The organism is Clostridium sp. ZBS2 (genome assembly GCF_023845855.1).
GTDB lineage: Bacteria > Bacillota > Clostridia > Clostridiales > Clostridiaceae > Clostridium > Clostridium aquiflavi.
On record NZ_JAMQIF010000006.1, the window covers coordinates 404552 to 424439 of the forward strand.

Below are 19888 nucleotides of genomic sequence, written 5' to 3' on the forward strand. Positions count from 1 at the left end.
GTAGTGGAGGTATGGTAAGTGGCAGAAAAATTTAAATTTAGTTTAGATAAGCTTCTTGAAATAAGACAAGATAAAGAAGAAGAGAGCAAAAGAATTTTTACTGAAACACAAAGACAAAAACAAAACACTGAAAAAAAATTAAATCAATTAAAGTTTAATTATGATAAATATAATGGAATTGTTCCAGGGGAAGATGTAGTATACCAAAAATTAAAAAGGTATTATCTTCAAGGACTTGAAACTGGAATTAAAGAAACTGAAAAAGATTTAGTTTTTAAGGACAAAAAAGTGAATGAAGCTAGAAGTGATTTGGTATCTAAACAGGTTGATAGGAAAACTGTTGAAATATTAAAAGAAAAAAAATTTTTAGAGCACATTAAAGAGGAAGAAAGGGTTGAACAAGTTAACCTTGATGAAATAGCCCTTTATTCATATATGAGAAGAATCAATGAAGGGAGGTGAGAATAAATGAAAATGAATATAAGTTCTAATTTAAATTTAACATCATTAAATACAGAATCTAATGTAACACCATCTAAAGTTAATAGTGTATCACATAGTAATGATAAAAATTACACTGCAAAAAGTAAAGATGATACAAGCTTTAAAGATGTACTAAATGAAAAATCAAATACAAAAGTAGAAAATACAAAGAATGATAGTGAAAATATAAAAGGTAAGATTGAAGCTGTAGATAAAAATGTTAATGACAAAGATGTTAATGTAGAAGAAAAAATTAATGAAATAGAAGAAAAACTTGATACTGCATCAAAAGATGAAATTATTGAAATGTTAAATTCAATTTTTAATATGTTATCTTCTGTTAAAGATGAAAATATTGAAGTAAAAGATTTAAATTCTGATATATTGAATTCAATAATTAACAACTTAGGTAAAGAAAATAGTGATTTACCTAAGCTTCTTGAAAATCTATTAAATGCTTCAGAAAGTCCTTTAACTAATTTATTAAATTCTGATAATAAAGATTTATTAAATAAGTTATTGAGTAAGTTAGGAAATAAACTTGATGAAGATACAGATGTATCAAATAAAGTTAAAGATTTAATGAGCCAAATATCAAGTTCATTAGAAAATAAGGAAAATAAAACTTCTAACTTTAATACTGCATTTAAGAATTTTGAGCAAAATGCCAATTCTCAAATGAATAATCAAAATATTGAAGAAGAAAAAGTACCTACAAGCACTTCAGATGAAGATGATTTTTTAAATAAGCTTTTAAACAATAATAAAGATGATAGCGTATTAAATAAAATCAATTTACTTTCTTCAAGAAATGAAATTAATTCAAATAATGTAGCTGCTCCAACTGAGCCAGTAACAATAAATAAAGCAACTATGGGAGACGATTTAATTAAAAATGTTAAGCTTATGATTACAAACTCTATGAAAGAATTAACAGTAAAAATAAACCCAAAAGATTTAGGTCAAGTTACTATTAGTTTGATTCAAGAAAATGGAATCATGAAAGCTAACATAAAAGCAAATTCTAAAGAAACATTTGAACTTCTTTCACAAAATTTAGTTGAAATGAAAAAAGCCATAGGTGAACAAAATATAAAAGTTGCTGATGTAAATGTAGAATTGTATCAAGAAGATACTACATTCTTTAAAGAACAAGGCTTTGGAAGAGGATTAGCTAAAGAAAATCAAAAACAAAACAGTAATAATGGACAAACATCTGAAATTGATTCAGTGGAATCAGAAGATGATATTATAGAAGATTTAAATAGTAATTTAGACTTTTTTGCTTAGGAGGTGAAGTTATGACTTTTTCTATGAGTGATGTAAATGCAGCTCTCGGTAAGACCAATGCATCTAATGCAGCAAATAGTAAGACTAATTCTACTCAAGGAAAAATGACAACTGATAGAGGAACTAAAATATCTAAATCAGGTCAAGAATTTGATAAAAACTCATTTTTAAAGCTTTTATCAGCTCAGTTATCTAATTTAGATCCAACATCCGATCAAGACTCAACGGCATATGTTACTCAAATGGCACAATTTGCAGCTATGGAACAAATGTACAACTTAAATGATACGATGAGTAATTTTTCATATCAACAATTAATTGGTAAGGGTGTAACACTAGATGCAGCAAATAAAAAAGGTGAATTATATACAGGCGTAGTTAGAGGAGTGTCTAAAGATAAATATGGTACTTATATTTCTGTAGAAGTTAATGAAAATGGTAAAAATGAGTACAAAGTATTTGATGTTAGTAAGATACAAACAGTCTTAGAAGTTCCTAATTATACAGCGTCAGATGTTAATAGCATATTAGTGAATTCAGACTTTTTATCAGCTTCAGCTTTAAAGGATCAAAAAGTAGTTATTTCTACTTATGATGAAAATAATAAGAACATCATAATAAAAGGAACCATAAAAAGTACATTTATAGATAATGGTGTTGTTAAAGTTAGAGTAGAGACTGAAGATGAAGAAGGAAACTTAATTACAAAGGAATATCCATACGCTTCAATAGTAAAAGCAGGAGATTTAACTGAAGATGACATGAATGTTAAACCAGAAGAAAAGCCAGAGGAAAAGCCTGAAGAGAAACCAGAAGAAGATTCAAAAGTAGAAAATACAAATAAGGTGGATTCACAAAATCCAACAGAAGAAGAAAAGGTAAGTCAAGTTTTAGGAATGGTAGATAATAAGGACAAGGCAGGATACGGACAAGACTATGCAAATGACCTTGAAAAATTACAATCAATATTAGGAAAATAATTGAGTTATAGAATAATCAATGGTCAAGTGTATCCAATAGGTACCTTTGAACCTGTTAAGAATACCAATCCAAAATTTACAACAAAAACAGAAGAAAAAAATAGTTTTAAAGATGTATTAAATAATGTTATCAATAAGAATCAAGGTTTTATTGTATCAAAGCATGCAGCTGAAAGACTAAATGAAATTAACTTTACAGATAAAGATATGCAAGAAATTGAAAAAGGATTCCAAATCGCAAAAGATAAAAACTCAAAGAATTCTGTTATTTTGTACAAAGATACTGCATTAATTGCAAGTATAGAAAATAGGACATTAATAACAGCTATTGAGAAAGAAAGAGCAAAAGATAATATATTTACCAATATAGATAGTGTGGTAATACTATAGGCTGGACCTTAGACAATTGACAATTGACAATTGACAATTGACAGTTAAGGAATAAATAATTTTATGATTGTAAATTGAATATTGTAAATTGAGCATTGTTAACATGGAAGCCTAGACTTGTTGAATGATAGAGACAAGTTAACGAATTATGATTTGGAGGCAATAAAATATGTTAAGATCAATGTATTCTGGAATAAGTGGAATGAAATCTAATCAAGTTAAATTAGATGTTATAGGTAATAACATTGCTAATGTAAGTACTACAGGATTTAAAGCATCAAGTGCAAGATTTTCTGATATGCTTTATCAAAATATGTCATCAGCAACAGCACCAACTGGGCAAAAGGGTGGTACAAATGCTAAACAAGTAGGACTTGGAGCACAACTTTCAAGTATAAACAAAGTAATGGGACAAGGTAATGCATTATCAACAGGAAGAAACTTAGATGTATGTGTTGATGGTGATGGATATATTATGGTAAGTAAAGGTCCAGAGGTTTATAAAGGTGGGACAATTGATGAAAAAGGAACTATTGGGATAGATAAATCTGGAAAGTTATCAGGAGGTAGCGAAAACGAGATTTTATATACAAGAGATGGAAACTTTACTCTTGATTATGAAGGAAATCTTTTGACAGCAGATGGATATAGAGTAATGGGATATTTATTACAAAATGGTAATGATGATAAGTCAAAACCTAGTGTAGAATGGAAAGAAGAAGATGGTAAAAAGTTAGCAGTGGTAAACTATGTAGATGCTGATTCTAAATCTTTACAAGCTGTTGAAGAAGGGAAAGAACTCCATACTTTAAAAATTCCAGATAAAGTTTTAGCACCTAAAAGAGATAAAGATGGAAATATAGAAGATGGGAAGTTTGAAGAAACTCCTGTTAAAAGTTTTTCAATAGGAAAAGATGGAGTAATTACAGCAGTTCTTGGAGATGGTAGTAGAACAGCACTTGGTCAAATAGCTATGGCTACTTTTAAAAATCCAGAAGGTTTAACTACAATAGGAGGAAATAAGTTACAAACATCACCTAACTCAGGACCTGAAATAATAAAGACACCAAAGGGAAAATTAGCAGATGATTATACTGATAATAGTAAAGGCTTTGGAGAATTTGTACAAGGAACCCTTGAATCATCAAATGTAGATTTAACAGAACAATTTACAGATATGATAACTGCAACAAGAGCTTTCCAAGCTTCATCAAAAATGATAACTACAGGTGATGAAATACTTCAAACAATAACTGGCTTGATGAGATAAGATTAATAAAAAAACTTATATTCAGAAATTTACACTCCGGCTGAATATTAGCTTTATTAATAAAAGTTATTATAACTTTTATATGCTATACGATTAGAAGAGATAAATTGATTATTAACAGTTTGTAAATAAAACATAAAACTTTAATGATTATTGATAACAAAAGATAAAATTTGAAAATAAACGGAGGAAAATTAAATATGCTAAGATCGATGTACTCAGGAATAAGTGGGATGAAAGCTAACCAAGTTAAATTAGATGTTATAGGTAATAATATTGCTAATGTAAGTACTACAGGATTTAAAGCATCAAGTGCAAGATTTTCTGATATGCTTTATCAAAATATGTCATCAGCAACAGCACCAACTGGGCAAAAAGGTGGTACAAATGCTAAACAAGTAGGACTTGGAGCACAACTTTCAAGTATAAACAAAGTAATGGGACAAGGTAATGCATTATCAACAGGAAGAAACTTAGATGTATGTGTTGATGGTGATGGATATATTATGGTAAGTAAAGGTCCAGAGGTTTATAAAGGTGGAACAAGTGAAGGTACTGGAACTATTGGAATAGAGACTTCTGGAAAATTATCAGGTGGTAGTGAAAGTGAAATTTTATATACAAGAGATGGTAATTTTACTCTTGATTATGAAGGAAATCTTTTAACAGCAGATGGATACAGAGTAATGGGATATTTGATTCAAGATGGGGAAGAGGCAGATGCAAAGGCTAGTATAGAATGGGAAACTCCAGGTGGAGGTACCACTAAAGTTGCAGTAGCAAACTATGTAGATGCTGATTCCAAAACATTAAAAGCAGTAGGGGAAGGAAAAGAACTTAATACTTTAAAAATACCAGATAAGGTAAAAACTTATCCTCTTAATGATGATGGTACTCCTAATACTAGTGAAAAACCAATAGAAGTTCCTGTTAAAAGTTTTTCTATAGGAAAAGATGGTGTAATTACAGCAGTTCTTGGAGATGGTAGTAGAACTGCACTTGGTCAAATAGCTATGGCTACTTTTAAAAACCCAGAAGGTTTAACTACAATAGGAGGAAATAAGTTGCAGACATCTCCTAATTCAGGACCTGAAATAATAAAAACACCTGTAGGTGGAATGAAAAATGAAGGTGGAGACCCAGAAAAGATAGATAATAGTAAGGGCTTTGGAGATTTTATCCAAGGTACACTTGAATCATCAAATGTAGATTTAACAGAGCAATTTACAGACATGATAACAGCAACAAGAGCATTTCAAGCTTCATCAAAGATGATATCAACAGGAGATGAAATACTTCAAACAATTACAGGATTAATGAGATAAAAGAATTTAATAATTAGGGAGTAATATTTTCTCCCTAATTATTTAAATAAATAATATTAGAGTATAAGATTTATACTTAATGGGAGGATGTCAATGATTGAACTAACAGGAATGAATAATAAATCATTTATATTAAATGATGATCATATTGAAAAAATAGAACAAGTTCCAGAAACTTTAATTACACTAAGTAATGGGAAGAAGTACATAGTTATTGAAAGTGTAGATGAAATTAAATTTAAAATTCTAAAGTATAAAAGAGAAATTTTTATTCAGGGAAGATAGAGGAGGCATTTAGTAATGAAAAAAACTGATATAATGACTGCCGCAGGATTAATAATGGGTTTAGGATTAATGATTTATGGGATGGCAAGTGGAGGCTCAGGTGCAAGTAACTTAAAGCTTTTTTGGGATTTACCTTCAGTTGCTATAACAGGTGGTGGATCTATTGCAGCGGTAATGATTGTATATCCACTAGACGAAATAAAAAAAGCAGGAATATTATTTCTCCAATCATTTAAAGAACCAAAGTCATCTACAATGGAAACAATAAGTCAGTTTACAGAACTTTCAAGAAAAGCTAGAAGAGACGGGTTATTATCTTTAGAAGATACAATATCTCAATTAGAAGATAAATTTTTAAAAAAAGGCTTACAAATGGTTGTTGATGGAATAGAGCCAGAATCTATAAAAGAAATATTAGAACTTGATATATCAGAAATGGAAGTAAGACATAAATCAGGAGCAGGAATTTTTTCAGCTTGGGGAGCATTTGCACCGGGATTTGGTATGTTAGGTACCCTTATAGGATTAATACAAATGCTTGCCAATTTAACTGATTCTAGTACAATAGCATCAGGAATGGGTAAAGCGCTTATAACAACATACTATGGTTCACTTATAGCTAATATTTTTGCATCACCAATAGCACAAAATTTAAATAATAAAAGTCAAAAAGAAGTTGCTATAAAAGAAATGATGCTTGAAGGTATACTTTCAATTCAATCAGGAGTAAATCCTAGAATTGTTGAAGATAAATTAATATCTTACTTATCACCACAAGAAAGAATAGTTTATGCTCAAAATAATTCAGAAAATAATGAAGGGGTTGCTTAAAAATGGCTAGAAAAAAGAAGTCAGATGATGGAGGCGGATTAAGAGGTGATGAATGGCTTGGTACCTATTCGGATTGTGTTACACTACTTTTAACCTTTTTTATTTTACTTTATTCTATGTCAAGTGTTGATGCACAAAAAGTACAATCAATATCTCAGGCTTTTGTATCAGTTATGACAGGTCAGTCAGGTGACACATTTCTTCAGTATAATCAGTATGATGGAAAGGTTCCTATAATTGGTGGAGAATCAGATGCTGAAGGGGTAATTGATGCAGAATCTTTAGGAAAAGAAACTATGTATCAAGATGTAAAAAATTATGTTGAAAAAAACAATTTATCTGGAGCTATGGATATTATTCAAGATGAACGTGGCGTTATATTAGAGCTAAAAGATACTGTTTTATTTCAATCTGGTCAAGCAGATTTAATTCCTGGTAGTAAGGAAGTTTTAGATAAAGTTAATACATTAATTTCAGCATTACCAAATTCAGTTATAGTAGAAGGACATACGGATAATGTACCTATAAGTAATTATAAATATGCAAGTAATTGGGAATTATCTACTCAAAGAGCTGTAAATGTAGTTAAATATTTTGTTGAGACAAAGAGTAATGATCCAATGAAATTTAGTGCAGCAGGATATGGAGAGTATAGACCTATAGTTTATAATAATTCTGAAGAGAATAAAGCTAAAAATAGAAGAGTTAACATATTAATAATTAATGAAAAAGATAATAAGGAGTGATAATAATGGCTGATAAAGATAAGGGTAAGGATAAAGAAGCAAAAGGCAAATCAGGCAATATGAAAACTATTATAATATTTGTGGTAGCTTTACTGATAGTTGGTGGAGGAGTTTTTGGTGCAACTTATATGTTTATGCAAAAGAATGCTAAAACAGTTATTCAAGAAAAAACCACTGAAATAACTTATGTAGATATGGGAGAAATGACTGCAAACTTAGCAGATGAAGGTGGGAAAAGATACTTTAAAGGTCAAATATCAATAGGGTATGATAAGACAGATAAAGATGCAGAAACTGAACTAAAAGAAAAAAAAGTTGTAGTAAGAGATTCAATAATATTTTATCTAAAGTCTTTAAAATTAGATTATATTAATAATACTAATAATGAAAAAGAAATAAAAGCTCAACTTATGGACAAAATAAATAAGCAATTAACAAAGAGTAAGATAGTTGATGTTAGATTTGATAGTATAATAACTCAATAGAAAGAAGAAAAAAATATGGAATTTAGTTTTTTTAAGATGATTCTAAATTTGATAATGTCTTTATTAGTTGTCTTTTCACTTATGTTTTTAATGTTTAAAATATTAGGAAGTAAGGTAAAAGCAGTTAATGACAATAAATATGTAAAAGTTATAGATAGAACTCAAATAACAAAGGAAAATTCTATAGTAGTAATCAAAGTAGGTAATAAGGGATATCTACTTACAAATACACAAACAGGTATGGAAAAATTAGAAGATTTATCTGAAGAAGAAATTAATAAAATTGAAGAAGAGAAAAGAAATAATATGTATCTTATAAATGAGTCATATATAAAGAAATCTGAAGATATAAAGAAAAAGGTTTTAAATATATTTAAGAATTTACACATCAAAGGAAGATAAAGATGAAAAAAAATAAAAACAAAGTTATGTTTGTGTTGATTTTAGCTTTTGCTATCATAACATTTTGTGGAATAAAAGCATATGCAGTTCCTGAAAGCATAGATTTACCACAAGTAAATTTAGGTATTGGAGATGGTGAAAGTAGTCCCAACGATTATGTTAATAATATAAAGATATTAATATTTTTCACTATTCTTGCAGTACTACCATCTATAGTCATAATGTTAACATCTTTTACAAGAATAGTAGTTGTATTTTCATTTATTAAAAGTGCTATAGGTGTACAACAAGCAATACCAAATCAGATTTTAACAGGATTGGCATTATTTATCACTATATTTATTATGTCACCAGTATATAATGAAATTAATACAAATGCTTTTAAACCATATATTGAGCAGAGTATAACACAGGATGAAGCCATTGAAATAGGTTCAAAACCGATAAAAGATTTTATGCTGAAACAAACTAGAGAAAAAGACTTAGAGTTATTTGTAGAGATTAATAATGTGAATAAAGAAGAATTAACTAGAGAAAATGTTCCATTTACAACTTTGATTCCTGCATTTGCAATAAGTGAACTAAAAACAGCGTTTCAAATAGGATTTTTAATATATTTGCCGTTTATAGTAATTGATATGGTTGTGGCAAGCGTACTTATGTCAATGGGTATGATGATGTTACCGCCAGCTATGGTATCATTGCCATTTAAATTATTATTATTCGTAATGGTAGATGGATGGTACTTACTCGTAAAATCGTTAATTATGAGCTTTTCGTGAGGTGGAAATTTATGAGTCAAGCGTTATTAAATGGGGTTGTTAAAGATACTATAATAGTTGCTGCAAAACTAGCAGCACCAATATTATTTGTAGTATTAATTGTTGGATTACTTATAAGTATTATACAAGCAACAACCCAAATTCAAGAACAAACTTTAACTTTTGTTCCTAAATTAATTGCTGGAGCTATAGTTGGAATATTTTTAGGAAGCTGGATGCTTCAAACCTTAATGTCTTTTACAACAAGAATATTTGAATTGATTACAAAAGTTACAGCGTAAAGGGGAGGTAGTGCATTGTGATTGAAACGGCCTACTTTCTTGCATTATTTTTTATATTTTTAAGATTAACATCTTATTTTGTTATTGTTAATGCATTTTTTCAAACAGGAACACCACATATATTAAAAGGAGCATTAAGTTTAATAATCTCTATTGCGGTATTAGCTGGAGTAGATTATTCAACTGTAAATGAAATAAATAATGTATATTATTTAATTATTTATGGGTTAAATGAAGTTATGACTGGCTTAGTGCTAGGATTCATAACTAACATGATTTTTGAAGTAGTAAAATTTGCAGGAAGCTGGATGGATATTCATGCGGGATTTTCTATGGTATCAATATTAGATCCAACTTCACACTCTCAAACTACTTTAATTGGAAATTTTTCTTATATGATAGCCACAGTTATTTTCTTTATTGTGGACGGTCATCATATAGTAATAAAATTATTAATTGAAAGTTTTAGAATAGTACCTATTGGTCAAACATTAGTTTATCAAGAAACTATGATGGCTGTAATTTCTACTATTACTGAATACTTTGTATTAGGAGTGAAAATAGCAGTACCACTTGTACTGATAATTGTTATAACTGATTTATGTTTAGGACTGATATCAAGAACTGTACCTACAATTCCAATAATGATATTTGGTTTACCAATTAAAAATTTATTAGGACTTGCTACATTTGTAATTTTATTACCGCTGATATTTAAAGTGGTTAGTAGTGCAGTTTATAACTTATCAGATGTTTTTGAACATATTTTTAGAGCAATTCCTGCAATTCCTCTAGCATTGATATTTGCAGATGAAAAAACAGAAGAAGCAACTCCAAAGAAAAAATCAGATTCAAAGAAAAAAGGACAAATGGCTAGAAGTAAAGATGTAAGTGTTGCTATTACTATGGCTGCATGTACATTAGCAGTTTCTATGTTGTGGGGAAGTTTAGTAAATACTTTTAAAGGTGTTTTAACTTATTTTTTAGCATTCCCAAGTTTAAAAGATTTTAATGAATTAACTGCTATAAACTTTATTGTGTTTAGTCTTTTAAAGGTAGCTGCTGTGTTTTTACCATTTGCATTAGCAATAATGATAGCAGGAGTAGCATCAAGTATAATTCAAACTGGTTTCCTTATAACAGGAGAACCATTAAAACCTTCATTAGGTAAGATAAATCCTTTAAAAGGTTTTAAAAATATGTTTTCTAAAAGAAGTTTAGTTGGTTTAATTAAAAATCTTATAGTAGTAACAATAATATCTATACTAGCTTATAAGTATGTTAAGAATAATTACATTGATATAATAAATATTTCGAGTTTATATTTACCTTCTTTAGGGGATGAAGTAAAAAATTTAGTTGTAGGAATATTTATGCAAATAACATTGGCATTAGTTATTATTGGTGCAACAGATTATTTTGTACAATTTAGAATTCATAACAAAGAATTAAAAATGACTAAACAAGAAATTAAGGATGAATATAAGCAAGCAGAGGGTGATCCTCAATTAAAAGCGAAAATAAAGCAAAAGCAAAGAGAAATGGGAATGAGAAGAATGATGCAATCTGTTTCAGATGCTACAGTTGTAATTACAAATCCTACTCACTTAGCTATTGCATTAAAATATGAAGAGGGTGGAAACATGGAAGCACCTAAAGTTGTTGCTAAGGGTGCAGACAATGTTGCAATTAGATTAAAAACAATTGCTAAAGACAATGATGTTCCTATTGTTGAAAATAAGCCATTAGCAAGGCTAATGTATGACAGGGTAGAAATAGATCAAGATATACCACAAGATTTATATCAGGGGGTAGCAGAAGTACTAGCAATAGTATTGAAGTTAAAGAAGAACTCTTAGTTTTATATTAAATAAAGGATGGGATAAGGTTGGGACTTGAAAATAAAAGACTCGATATAAAAAACAACTTAGATGTACTTGTAGCGGCTGGTGTTATATGTATAGTACTTATGATGATAATACCATTACCAAAAACATTATTAGATGTACTTTTGGCATTTAACATAACGTTATCTGTTGTTATTATAATCATAACAATGTTTACTACAAATGTATTGCAATTATCAGTATTTCCAACACTGCTATTAATTACTACATTATTTAGATTAGGACTTAATATATCATCAACTAGGCTTATATTAAGTGAAGGTGATGCAGGAAAGATAATTCAAGCATTTGGAGATTTTGTTATCGGGGGAAACTATGTAGTTGGTATAATTATATTTTTAATTATAATTATAATACAATTTATGGTTATCACAGCCGGTGCTGGTAGAGTTTCTGAGGTATCAGCAAGATTCACACTTGATGCTATGCCAGGAAAACAAATGAGTATAGATGCTGATTTGAATTCAGGTCTTATAGATGAAGTAATGGCTAAACAAAGAAGACAAGATTTACAATCAGAAGCAGATTTTTATGGATCTATGGATGGTGCTTCTAAGTTCGTAAAAGGAGATGCTATTGCAGGTATAATAATAACTGTAATAAATATAATTGCAGGTATAATAATTGGAGTTATGCAAAAAGATTTAAGTGTTGGAGATGCAGCACTTAAGTACGTTCAACTTACTGTGGGTGATGGACTTGTAAGTCAGGTGCCAGCGTTATTAATATCTACAGCTTCTGGTATTTTAGTTACACGTTCAGGAAATGCTGAAAACTTTGGTAAATCTTTATCAAGGCAATTAACAGGATTTCCTATAGCAACATCCATTGCAAGTGCTGCTATGTTCTTTTTAGCATTAGTTCCTAATATGCCTAAAGTTCCATTTTTAATTGCAGCAGTTTCAATGGCAGTTCTTTCTTATATGCTTTATAAAGAAGAAACTAAACAATTAGAACAAGAATTTGTTTCTGAAGAAGAGGAAATTATAGAAGCAGAGCGTAAAGAACCTGAAAATGTAATGAATTTAATTTCAGTGGAACCAATGGAAGTTGAAATTGGTTATGGATTAATTCCTCTTGCAGATGAAAGTTCAGGAGGGGATTTGCTTCAAAGAATTGCTTCTGTTAGAAGACAATGTGCAATTGAAATGGGGATTGTAGTACAACCAATAAGAATTAGAGATAATCTTCAATTAAAGACCAATGAATATGTTATAAAAATAAGAGGAACAACAGTAGCTTCATCTGAATTAATGCCAAGTATGTTACTTTGCATGGATCCCACAGGGGATGGCTTAGAAATACCAGGTATAAAGACTCTAGAACCAACTTTCAAATTGCCAGCTGTATGGATTAATAAAGATCAGAGAGAAGAAGCTGAAATAAAAGGATTTACAGTGGTAGATCCAACGACAGTTATGGTAACACATTTAACAGAAACTATAAAATCTCATTCTTACGAGTTACTTGGTAGACAAGAGGTTAAACTTATTGTTGATAACTTAAGAGATAAATATAGTGCTGTTGTAGAAGAACTTATTCCAGATTTAATGACTATAGGGGAACTTCAAAAAGTATTACAAAGTCTTTTAAGAGAAAAAGTGCCTATAAAAGATATGGTTACAATAATGGAATCTTTGGCTGATAATTCAAGAAATACAAGAGATATTGAAGTGCTTACTGAATATGTTAGATTTGCTTTATCAAGAACAATTTGTAATCAGTTAATAAATGAAGATAGAGCAATTACAGTTATAACATTAGATCCTAATGTAGAAGAAATGATAGGGTCAAATATTCAGAAGACAATGCAAGGATCTTTCCCAACCGTAGATCCAGATACAACAACTAGATTGCTTGGAGGTATAAAAAATATACTTGAAACAACTTACTTCAATAATAATCAACCAGTTATATTAGTATCTCCTAATATAAGAGCAGTATTTAAGAAATTAATAGAAATGGTATTTCCACATGTCATGGTAATTTCTTTAAATGAAGTACCAAATGATATAGAAATTAATAGTGGAGGAGTTGTAACTATTCAATGATCATAAAAAGATATCTTGTAAGTAACATGAATGAAGCATTAACTAGAATTAGATATGAACTAGGAAAAGATGCTATCATAATAAGCCAAAGAAAAGTAAGAAAGCCTGGATTTAAGGGATTCTTTTCGGGAAAGTTAATAGAGGTTACAGCAGCAGTGGAAAATGCAGCTGATTTAAACAAGACTAATAACAAAAAAGATGGCAAAATAGAAGATTCATTAAGTAATATAAAGAGATTGTTAGAAACTTCTGATAAAAATACCATAATAGAAAAAGATGAAAATACAACAATAGCGGCTTTAAATTTATCAACTAACTTAAAAGTAGAAGAAAAAGAAAATTCACATCCAGAATTAGTTCAAGATTCTATGTATAAAGAGGTTAGTGAAATGAAAGTGCTTTTGAACAGAGTTATAGAAAATACTTCAAAAGATGAAATTAAAAAGATTGATAAAATTGAAGAAAAACTTATTGATATAGATGTAGATGAGGAATTTCATGAAGAGATACTTAGTAAAATAAATAGTATTGATGATGAAAATGTAGATAAGTATGAACTTCTTAGAAGTGTTTTTGAAGAAGTTCTTTTGGAATGCAGTGGGGATATTTCTGGAAAAATAGCTTTAGTGGGTCCAACTGGTGTTGGAAAAACTACTACAATAGCAAAGCTTGCAGGAAAATTATCTCTTATAGATAAAAAAAATGTTGGATTAATAACTGTTGATACATATAGAATAGGGGCAATAGAACAGTTAAAAACTTATGCTGAAATAATGAATATACCTTTTAAGGTTGTAATTACTATAAAAGAAATGGAAGAAGCAATAAATTCAATGAAAGATTGTGATGTTATTCTTATTGATACTACAGGTAGAAGTAGTAAAAATACAATGCAGATTTCAGAGCTAAGAGCATTTGTTGAAAAAGCTAATCCAGATTATGTGAGTATGGTAATTAGTGCAACAACTAAAAATAGAGATATAGTAAGCATATTGAATGGTTATTCAGATTTATCTTATGACAATGTAATAATTACTAAATTAGATGAAACAACAGTATATGGATCAATATATAACATAATGAAGAGATCTAATAAACCTGTTAAGTATATAACAACAGGACAAAATGTACCTAATGATATAATAGTCCCAACTAAAGAAGAACTGGCTAGATTTATGTTAGGGGAGGAAACTTTATGCTAGATCAAGCTGAAGCTTTAAGAAAACTTGTTGATAAAAGCGAAAATACTGATAATAAGTCAAATACTAAGATAATTACAGTTACATCTGGTAAAGGTGGAGTAGGTAAAAGTAATTTTGTTGTTAATTTGGGAATTTGTTTACAAAATAAAGGTAAAAAAGTTTTGATTTTTGATGCAGATTTAGGTATGGGAAATGACGATGTTCTAATGGGTATTTATCCTAAGTACAATATATTTGATATTATATTTACTGGAAAAAAAATAGAGGATATAATTATGTTAGGACCTAATGGAGTAAGTTTATTACCAGCTGGATCTGGATTAAACAAGGTAGATGAATTACAAGAAAGCGAAAGAAATTTATTTTTAGAAAAATTAGAATCTCTTAGTGATTTTGATTATATACTTATGGATACTGGTGCTGGAATAAATAAGAGCATTTTGTCTTTTATGGCTGTATCAGAAGATTTGATAATAGTAACAACGCCAGAACCTACAGCACTTACTGATGCATATAGTTTAATAAAAGCAGCCGATCATTTTAAAATTAAAAATCATGCAATGGTTGTAGTTAATAGAGCTATTGATTCATCAGAAGGAATAGATGTATATAATAAACTTCAAAGAGCAGTAAAAAGATTTTTGAAATTAAATTTAGAATATTTAGGTTGTGTTATAGATGACAGAAAAGTTGTTCAAAGTGTTAAAATGCAAAAGCCTTTTGTAATATCATATCCTACATGTGAAGCATCTAAGTCCATAGATAATATTGCATTAAAGATTTTAGGACAAGATGTGAAGACTTCAAGTGGACCTAGAGAATTGTTTAAAAAATTATTTAGAATATTTTCATAGGAGGTCAAGGATGTCAAAATTTATATTAAAAGTTAATGATAGAGTAGAGGTTTTAGTAGAGGATAAAGCTTTTAAAAGTTTAATACAAGATATTGAAGATGATTGCATTAAGATAAATATTCCGGTGTTTAATGGGGAATATTTAGCTTTAAAGATAGATGATAAGATCGAGATAAATTCTTATGCAAAAGGTGGAAAGTGCTTTAATTTTTATTGTGATGTTTTAGAGCGTGGAAAAGAAAATAATATAATTTATTATAAATTAAGTAAGCCATATAATGTAAGAGAAATACAAAGACGAGATTTCGTAAGAGTAGATTTTATGAATATTGTTAAGTTAAAAAAAATAACAGAATCAGAAGATGAAGAAATCACTAGTTTTAAGGATGCATTAATGATTGATCTAAGTGGTGGTGGAATGAGATTTAAGACTAAAGAAAAATTAGAAAAGTATGATAAATTAATATTAGAATTTGCATTAAATGATAAGTTGAATTATATAAAAGCACAAATTATGCGTTTGGAAATAACTGAGTTTAATGAATATATTTATGGAGTTAAATTTATTGAGATTAGTGAAAATCAAAGAGATAAGGTTATAAGTGAAATTTTTAATATAATGAGAAAACAAAGAGAAATACTATAATAATTATTTAACAAAAGACAAAAGTTGCTCTTATATTATAAAAAATTAAAAATAATATAATAATAAGAGTGTTAAGAGTAAGAAAAGGGGGATTGAGAGGAATGTGTAATTTACAAGATAATAATGTAAAAGAACAAATAGTACGAGAGTACATCCCTTTAGTTAAATATATAGCTTCTAGGATTATGATTGGTAAAAACAAGTATATGGAGTATGAAGATTTAGTTAGTTATGGGATAATAGGACTTATGGACGCTATTAGCAAATATAATCCTGAAAAAGGAATGAAATTTTCATCATATGCCTCTATTAGAATAAAAGGAGCTATAATAGATCAAATACGTAAGAATAGACCAATTACTAAAGGTGCCATGGACAAATTAAATAGATATAATAGTGCTATTGAAGCTCTGCAGAATAAATTATTAAGAGAACCTAATATTTTAGAAATAGCACAATATTTAGAATTATCTTTGGAAGAAGTTTCTCAAATAGAAAATTATATTAATCACATATCTATGGTATCTTTAGAAAATATAATTTTTTCAGATGATGAAGAAGTTAATCTTTTAGGAATAATAGAAGATAAAAATAGTCCTAGTCCAGAGGGAGAATTAGAAGAAAAAGAAAAGTTAGAAGTATTATCAGATGCAATTAAGTTATTAAAAGAAAAAGAGCAATTAATACTTAATTTATATTATTATGAAAAATTAACACTTAAGGAAATAGGAGCTATATTGTCAGTATCGGAATCAAGAGTATGTCAATTACATGCAAGATCTATTAGTAATTTAAGAGAAGCTATGAAAAAATTACATTACATTGATTAAAGAGGCGATTCGATGGTACCATTAATATTGATTGCAATTGGAATTATTTTAATTGTATATAATTATAAAATAATGAGTAAAGGCACAACTTCATTTGAATTTACTTTAAATGAAGAAAAAGAAAATTTAAATGATTATAAATTAGAACTTGGACTTTTAAGAAAAGATATAGGTGAAAGTCTTACAGAACTTCAACAAGAAATCAAAACTATAAAAGTAAATTTAAATATGATTAATGATATTGAAGAAGAGTACGATAATATATTAGATAGTAATATTTATAAAACAAAAAGTACTAGTGAATTAGAAAATAATATTCAAGAAGAACATATTGCTATAGAACAAAGCGAAACTGAAGAAATAAGTAACGGAATTATTTCAGAGATAAATTTTCAAACTCAGAAAGTGACAAATGAATCTAATAAGCAACTGATGATAACTGATTTAATAAAGCAAAATTTAACTGATGAAGAGATATGTAAAGTTTTGTCTATAAGTAAGGGGGAAGTATTATTAGTAAGAAACTTATTCAAAAGCTAAAAGACATGATATTTTTCTTAAATGATAGTAAAATATTATTTGGTATTGGTATAGGATTAGTTATAGGAGTAACCCTTATGTTTGGATATAAGAGTAGTTTTAATCTTTCTGACAGCAAAATAGAAGAAAGAGCTAGAGGCTTAGGCATGCACTATAATGATGAATGTAAAGCTATTATTAAAGAGGGAGTTGATAAGTAAGTGATAAGAGGTTTTTATACGGCTGTATCGGGTTTAATAACATTAGAAAATGAACAACAAACTGTTACTAATAATATTGTTAATGTTAATAATAACGGTTATAAGAAAAACACTTTAACAAAACAAAGTTTTGAAGATGTTATGATAACTAATAGACAAAATAAAGTTGGAAATAGACATATTCCAAATAAACTTGGTAATTTAAATTTAGGCGTAAAAGTTAATGATGTAAGTACTATATATACGCAGGGTGCTTTTAAAACAACAGACAGCTATACTGACTTTGGTATTGATGGAAGAGGATTTTTTACAGTACAAAAAGGAAATGAACGTTTATTTACAAGAAGTGGTGGTTTTAAAATAGATCAACAAGGATATTTAATAACAGGTCAGGGAGATTATGTACTAGGAAAAAATAATAGAACTGGTGCAGAAGAACGTATATTTGTAGGAAAAGAAAAATTTTCTTTAGATGGAAATAACAATATTCAAAGTGCTACAGGAGAATCAACATATAAATTATTAACAGCAGATTTTGCAGATTATGCATCATTAGAAAAGTTTGGCGATAATTATTATAAAAGTGATAATCCAGTATATAATGCAGTAGTAAATGTAAGACAAAACGTTCTTGAAACTTCAAATGTTAATCCAACTGAAGAACTGGTAAAACTTATGGAAATAAAACGTCAATTTGAAACTAATCAAAAATTTGTTAGCATGCAAGATGAAACTGTTCAAAAAGCTGCAAATGAAATTGGATCTGTAAGATAGGGAGGATAAAAATATGTTTAATATATTTGCAAATGCCCAAAGTGGTATGAATGCATATCAAGAAAAATTAGATTATCTTTCAAATGATTTAGTAAATACATCAACAACTGGATATAAAGCAACAGATGTTCAATTTAGTGATCTTTTAACTGAATCATTAGATAGAAAAGGAACTCCTCTTGTAAATAAAGATGCCATTAATGGTACTGGTGTTAAATTAGGTATGAATTATAGAAAGGATACTCAAGGTAATCTTTTAACTACTGGTGTTAAAACTGATATAGCCATAGATGGAAAAGGGTACTTTGCAGCAGTTCAAAATGATGGTTCTATAGCATATACTAGAGATGGTAACTTAAAGATTGATAGAGATGGTGTATTAGTTGATGCTAGAGGTAATAAGATATACATACAATATGCAGATGGTATGTCAGAAGGAAGTCCTAAATTATCTAGTGAAGACATTTCAATAGATGGTGAAGGTGGAGTATCAACAAAAGTTGATGGTGAATACGTAAAAGTAGGACAAATACCAGTGTTTACTGCAGTAGGAGATAAAGCATTTATTGCTCTTGGAGATAACTATTTTGTGGCATCAGATGATGCACAAGTAACATTAAGTAATGATTACAATATTCATCAAGGAATTTTAGAAGGATCTAATGTGGATACTGCTGAGATATTCACAGATATAATAAGCACTCAAAGAGCATTCCAATTAAGCTCTAAAGGCATAACAACTGCTGATGAAGTATGGGGAATGATAAACGGAATGAGAAAGTAATTTTTAGAACTAGCAATATTATAGTATAAAGCTTGTGGACTTAGTAATTTACTTTAAGAACACTAAAAATAAAGACTAGTCTAATTAATGCATGCTCCCAATGAAACATTGTGACAAGCAATTAATTCAACAGGTCTTTATTAAGAGTTCTAAAAAGTAAATTTCAATGTCACTGCGCCATTATACTATAATATTGGTGTTTAAAAAAATATATGTGAAAAAATATTAAATAAAAATCTATGTTTTAAATGTGTGTTGATATATGCAATAGGTGAAGTGGCATTGTAATTGGACTTTTAGAACTCTTAATAAGTATTGTCACATTTACTGCTTGGCCTAATTTTATATTGGGAGCAAGCTAAAATGGGACTATAATCATTTTAGGGTTCTTAAGTCCATTTACTCCACCCACTTTGCTTATGCATATATCAACACTCTGCTAAAACATAGCCTAAATAAAAAGAAATCTTTTAAATTTCCTAAATGCCAGTCACCAGTATGTAATATCCTCATCTTTACCTCCCAAAATTAATATAAATATTTAATTAAA

Annotated in this window: 23 protein-coding genes; all 23 read left to right on the forward strand. The window is 28.8% G+C overall.

Features of this window, described 5'->3' with window-relative positions:
* The first annotated feature begins 18 nt into the window (after positions 1–18).
* The 23 genes from fliJ (at position 19) to NG918_RS04535 (ending at position 19338) form a co-directional block, all read left to right on the forward strand.
* Positions 19–462 carry a flagellar export protein FliJ gene (gene fliJ, locus NG918_RS04430; protein ID WP_252224839.1) on the forward strand — a complete coding sequence of 148 codons (444 nt, stop codon included), beginning with the start codon at positions 19–21 and terminating at the stop codon, positions 460–462.
* A gap of 6 nt (positions 463–468) precedes the next feature.
* Positions 469–1773 (forward strand): flagellar hook-length control protein FliK, encoded by a 1305-nt coding sequence (locus NG918_RS04435; protein WP_252224843.1) that lies wholly within the window; start codon positions 469–471, stop codon positions 1771–1773.
* An 11-nt stretch (positions 1774–1784) separates the two neighbouring features.
* Complete coding sequence (locus tag NG918_RS04440; RefSeq protein ID WP_252224846.1) at positions 1785–2753, forward strand: flagellar hook assembly protein FlgD; 969 nt, start codon at positions 1785–1787, stop codon at positions 2751–2753.
* Entirely contained in the window at positions 2754–3143 is a 390-nt protein-coding gene (locus tag NG918_RS04445; RefSeq protein WP_252224849.1) for a TIGR02530 family flagellar biosynthesis protein, read from the forward strand.
* 169 nt (positions 3144–3312) lie between these two features.
* Positions 3313–4413 (forward strand): flagellar hook-basal body complex protein, encoded by a 1101-nt coding sequence (locus tag NG918_RS04450; protein WP_252224852.1) that lies wholly within the window; start codon positions 3313–3315, stop codon positions 4411–4413.
* Between the two features lie 200 nt (positions 4414–4613).
* Positions 4614–5738, forward strand: coding sequence for a flagellar hook-basal body complex protein (locus tag NG918_RS04455; protein WP_252224855.1), 1125 nt, complete (start codon positions 4614–4616; stop codon positions 5736–5738).
* A 93-nt stretch (positions 5739–5831) separates the two neighbouring features.
* On the forward strand, positions 5832–6023 hold the full coding sequence (locus tag NG918_RS04460) for a flagellar FlbD family protein (RefSeq protein WP_252212641.1): 192 nt from the start codon (positions 5832–5834) through the stop codon (positions 6021–6023).
* A 15-nt stretch (positions 6024–6038) separates the two neighbouring features.
* Entirely contained in the window at positions 6039–6854 is an 816-nt protein-coding gene (locus tag NG918_RS04465; protein ID WP_252212640.1) for a motility protein A, read from the forward strand.
* A gap of 2 nt (positions 6855–6856) precedes the next feature.
* A complete protein-coding gene (locus NG918_RS04470) occupies positions 6857–7600 on the forward strand; it encodes a flagellar motor protein MotB (RefSeq protein WP_252224860.1) in 744 nt (247 codons plus the stop codon).
* A gap of 5 nt (positions 7601–7605) precedes the next feature.
* On the forward strand, positions 7606–8085 hold the full coding sequence (locus tag NG918_RS04475) for a flagellar basal body-associated FliL family protein (protein WP_252212638.1): 480 nt from the start codon (positions 7606–7608) through the stop codon (positions 8083–8085).
* 15 nt (positions 8086–8100) lie between these two features.
* Entirely contained in the window at positions 8101–8487 is a 387-nt protein-coding gene (locus NG918_RS04480) for a flagellar biosynthetic protein FliO (RefSeq protein ID WP_252212637.1), read from the forward strand.
* A gap of 2 nt (positions 8488–8489) precedes the next feature.
* Positions 8490–9269: a flagellar type III secretion system pore protein FliP gene (gene fliP / locus NG918_RS04485; RefSeq protein ID WP_252212636.1), complete on the forward strand. Its 780-nt coding sequence runs from the start codon at positions 8490–8492 to the stop codon at positions 9267–9269.
* An 11-nt stretch (positions 9270–9280) separates the two neighbouring features.
* Positions 9281–9550: a flagellar biosynthetic protein FliQ gene (locus tag NG918_RS04490; RefSeq protein ID WP_252212635.1), complete on the forward strand. Its 270-nt coding sequence runs from the start codon at positions 9281–9283 to the stop codon at positions 9548–9550.
* A 17-nt stretch (positions 9551–9567) separates the two neighbouring features.
* The gene (locus NG918_RS04495; protein WP_252224866.1) at positions 9568–11409 is read left to right on the forward strand and encodes a fused FliR family export protein/FlhB family type III secretion system protein; all 1842 of its coding nucleotides are present in this window, start codon (positions 9568–9570) and stop codon (positions 11407–11409) included.
* A gap of 29 nt (positions 11410–11438) precedes the next feature.
* On the forward strand, positions 11439–13508 hold the full coding sequence (gene flhA / locus NG918_RS04500) for a flagellar biosynthesis protein FlhA (RefSeq protein WP_252224869.1): 2070 nt from the start codon (positions 11439–11441) through the stop codon (positions 13506–13508).
* A complete protein-coding gene (flhF, locus tag NG918_RS04505) occupies positions 13505–14710 on the forward strand; it encodes a flagellar biosynthesis GTPase FlhF (RefSeq protein WP_252224872.1) in 1206 nt (401 codons plus the stop codon). The genes flhA and flhF overlap by 4 nt, the downstream gene beginning before the upstream one ends.
* Positions 14704–15564 (forward strand): MinD/ParA family protein, encoded by an 861-nt coding sequence (locus NG918_RS04510; RefSeq protein WP_252224876.1) that lies wholly within the window; start codon positions 14704–14706, stop codon positions 15562–15564. The genes flhF and NG918_RS04510 overlap by 7 nt, the downstream gene beginning before the upstream one ends.
* A 10-nt stretch (positions 15565–15574) precedes the next feature.
* On the forward strand, positions 15575–16210 hold the full coding sequence (locus NG918_RS04515) for a flagellar brake protein (RefSeq protein ID WP_252212630.1): 636 nt from the start codon (positions 15575–15577) through the stop codon (positions 16208–16210).
* A gap of 101 nt (positions 16211–16311) precedes the next feature.
* Complete coding sequence (locus NG918_RS04520) at positions 16312–17040, forward strand: FliA/WhiG family RNA polymerase sigma factor (RefSeq protein ID WP_252212629.1); 729 nt, start codon at positions 16312–16314, stop codon at positions 17038–17040.
* 12 nt (positions 17041–17052) lie between these two features.
* Positions 17053–17580, forward strand: coding sequence for a hypothetical protein (locus NG918_RS04525; RefSeq protein ID WP_252212628.1), 528 nt, complete (start codon positions 17053–17055; stop codon positions 17578–17580).
* Between the two features lie 77 nt (positions 17581–17657).
* Positions 17658–17780 carry a hypothetical protein gene (locus NG918_RS16970; RefSeq protein ID WP_286673943.1) on the forward strand — a complete coding sequence of 41 codons (123 nt, stop codon included), beginning with the start codon at positions 17658–17660 and terminating at the stop codon, positions 17778–17780.
* The gene (locus NG918_RS04530; RefSeq protein WP_252224883.1) at positions 17781–18554 is read left to right on the forward strand and encodes a flagellar basal-body rod protein FlgG; all 774 of its coding nucleotides are present in this window, start codon (positions 17781–17783) and stop codon (positions 18552–18554) included.
* Between the two features lie 13 nt (positions 18555–18567).
* Positions 18568–19338 carry a flagellar basal-body rod protein FlgG gene (locus NG918_RS04535; RefSeq protein ID WP_252212626.1) on the forward strand — a complete coding sequence of 257 codons (771 nt, stop codon included), beginning with the start codon at positions 18568–18570 and terminating at the stop codon, positions 19336–19338.
* Positions 19339–19888: the final 550 nt, after the last annotated feature.

What these genes read in the sequence shown, in the direction of transcription:
- NG918_RS04435 (WP_252224843.1), top strand. Translation starts at nt 469, where the DNA reads ATGAAAATGAATATAAGTTCTAATTTAAATTTAACATCATTAAATACA.
- NG918_RS04440 (WP_252224846.1), top strand. Translation starts at nt 1,785, where the DNA reads ATGACTTTTTCTATGAGTGATGTAAATGCAGCTCTCGGTAAGACCAAT.
- NG918_RS04450 (WP_252224852.1), top strand. Translation starts at nt 3,313, where the DNA reads ATGTTAAGATCAATGTATTCTGGAATAAGTGGAATGAAATCTAATCAA.
- NG918_RS04455 (WP_252224855.1), top strand. Translation starts at nt 4,614, where the DNA reads ATGCTAAGATCGATGTACTCAGGAATAAGTGGGATGAAAGCTAACCAA.
- NG918_RS04460 (WP_252212641.1), top strand. Translation starts at nt 5,832, where the DNA reads ATGATTGAACTAACAGGAATGAATAATAAATCATTTATATTAAATGAT.
- NG918_RS04465 (WP_252212640.1), top strand. Translation starts at nt 6,039, where the DNA reads ATGAAAAAAACTGATATAATGACTGCCGCAGGATTAATAATGGGTTTA.
- NG918_RS04470 (WP_252224860.1), top strand. Translation starts at nt 6,857, where the DNA reads ATGGCTAGAAAAAAGAAGTCAGATGATGGAGGCGGATTAAGAGGTGAT.
- NG918_RS04475 (WP_252212638.1), top strand. Translation starts at nt 7,606, where the DNA reads ATGGCTGATAAAGATAAGGGTAAGGATAAAGAAGCAAAAGGCAAATCA.
- NG918_RS04480 (WP_252212637.1), top strand. Translation starts at nt 8,101, where the DNA reads ATGGAATTTAGTTTTTTTAAGATGATTCTAAATTTGATAATGTCTTTA.
- fliP (WP_252212636.1), top strand. Translation starts at nt 8,490, where the DNA reads ATGAAAAAAAATAAAAACAAAGTTATGTTTGTGTTGATTTTAGCTTTT.
- NG918_RS04490 (WP_252212635.1), top strand. Translation starts at nt 9,281, where the DNA reads ATGAGTCAAGCGTTATTAAATGGGGTTGTTAAAGATACTATAATAGTT.
- flhF (WP_252224872.1), top strand. Translation starts at nt 13,505, where the DNA reads ATGATCATAAAAAGATATCTTGTAAGTAACATGAATGAAGCATTAACT.
- NG918_RS04510 (WP_252224876.1), top strand. Translation starts at nt 14,704, where the DNA reads ATGCTAGATCAAGCTGAAGCTTTAAGAAAACTTGTTGATAAAAGCGAA.
- NG918_RS04515 (WP_252212630.1), top strand. Translation starts at nt 15,575, where the DNA reads ATGTCAAAATTTATATTAAAAGTTAATGATAGAGTAGAGGTTTTAGTA.
- NG918_RS04520 (WP_252212629.1), top strand. Translation starts at nt 16,312, where the DNA reads ATGTGTAATTTACAAGATAATAATGTAAAAGAACAAATAGTACGAGAG.
- NG918_RS04525 (WP_252212628.1), top strand. Translation starts at nt 17,053, where the DNA reads ATGGTACCATTAATATTGATTGCAATTGGAATTATTTTAATTGTATAT.
- NG918_RS16970 (WP_286673943.1), top strand. Translation starts at nt 17,658, where the DNA reads ATGTTTGGATATAAGAGTAGTTTTAATCTTTCTGACAGCAAAATAGAA.
- NG918_RS04535 (WP_252212626.1), top strand. Translation starts at nt 18,568, where the DNA reads ATGTTTAATATATTTGCAAATGCCCAAAGTGGTATGAATGCATATCAA.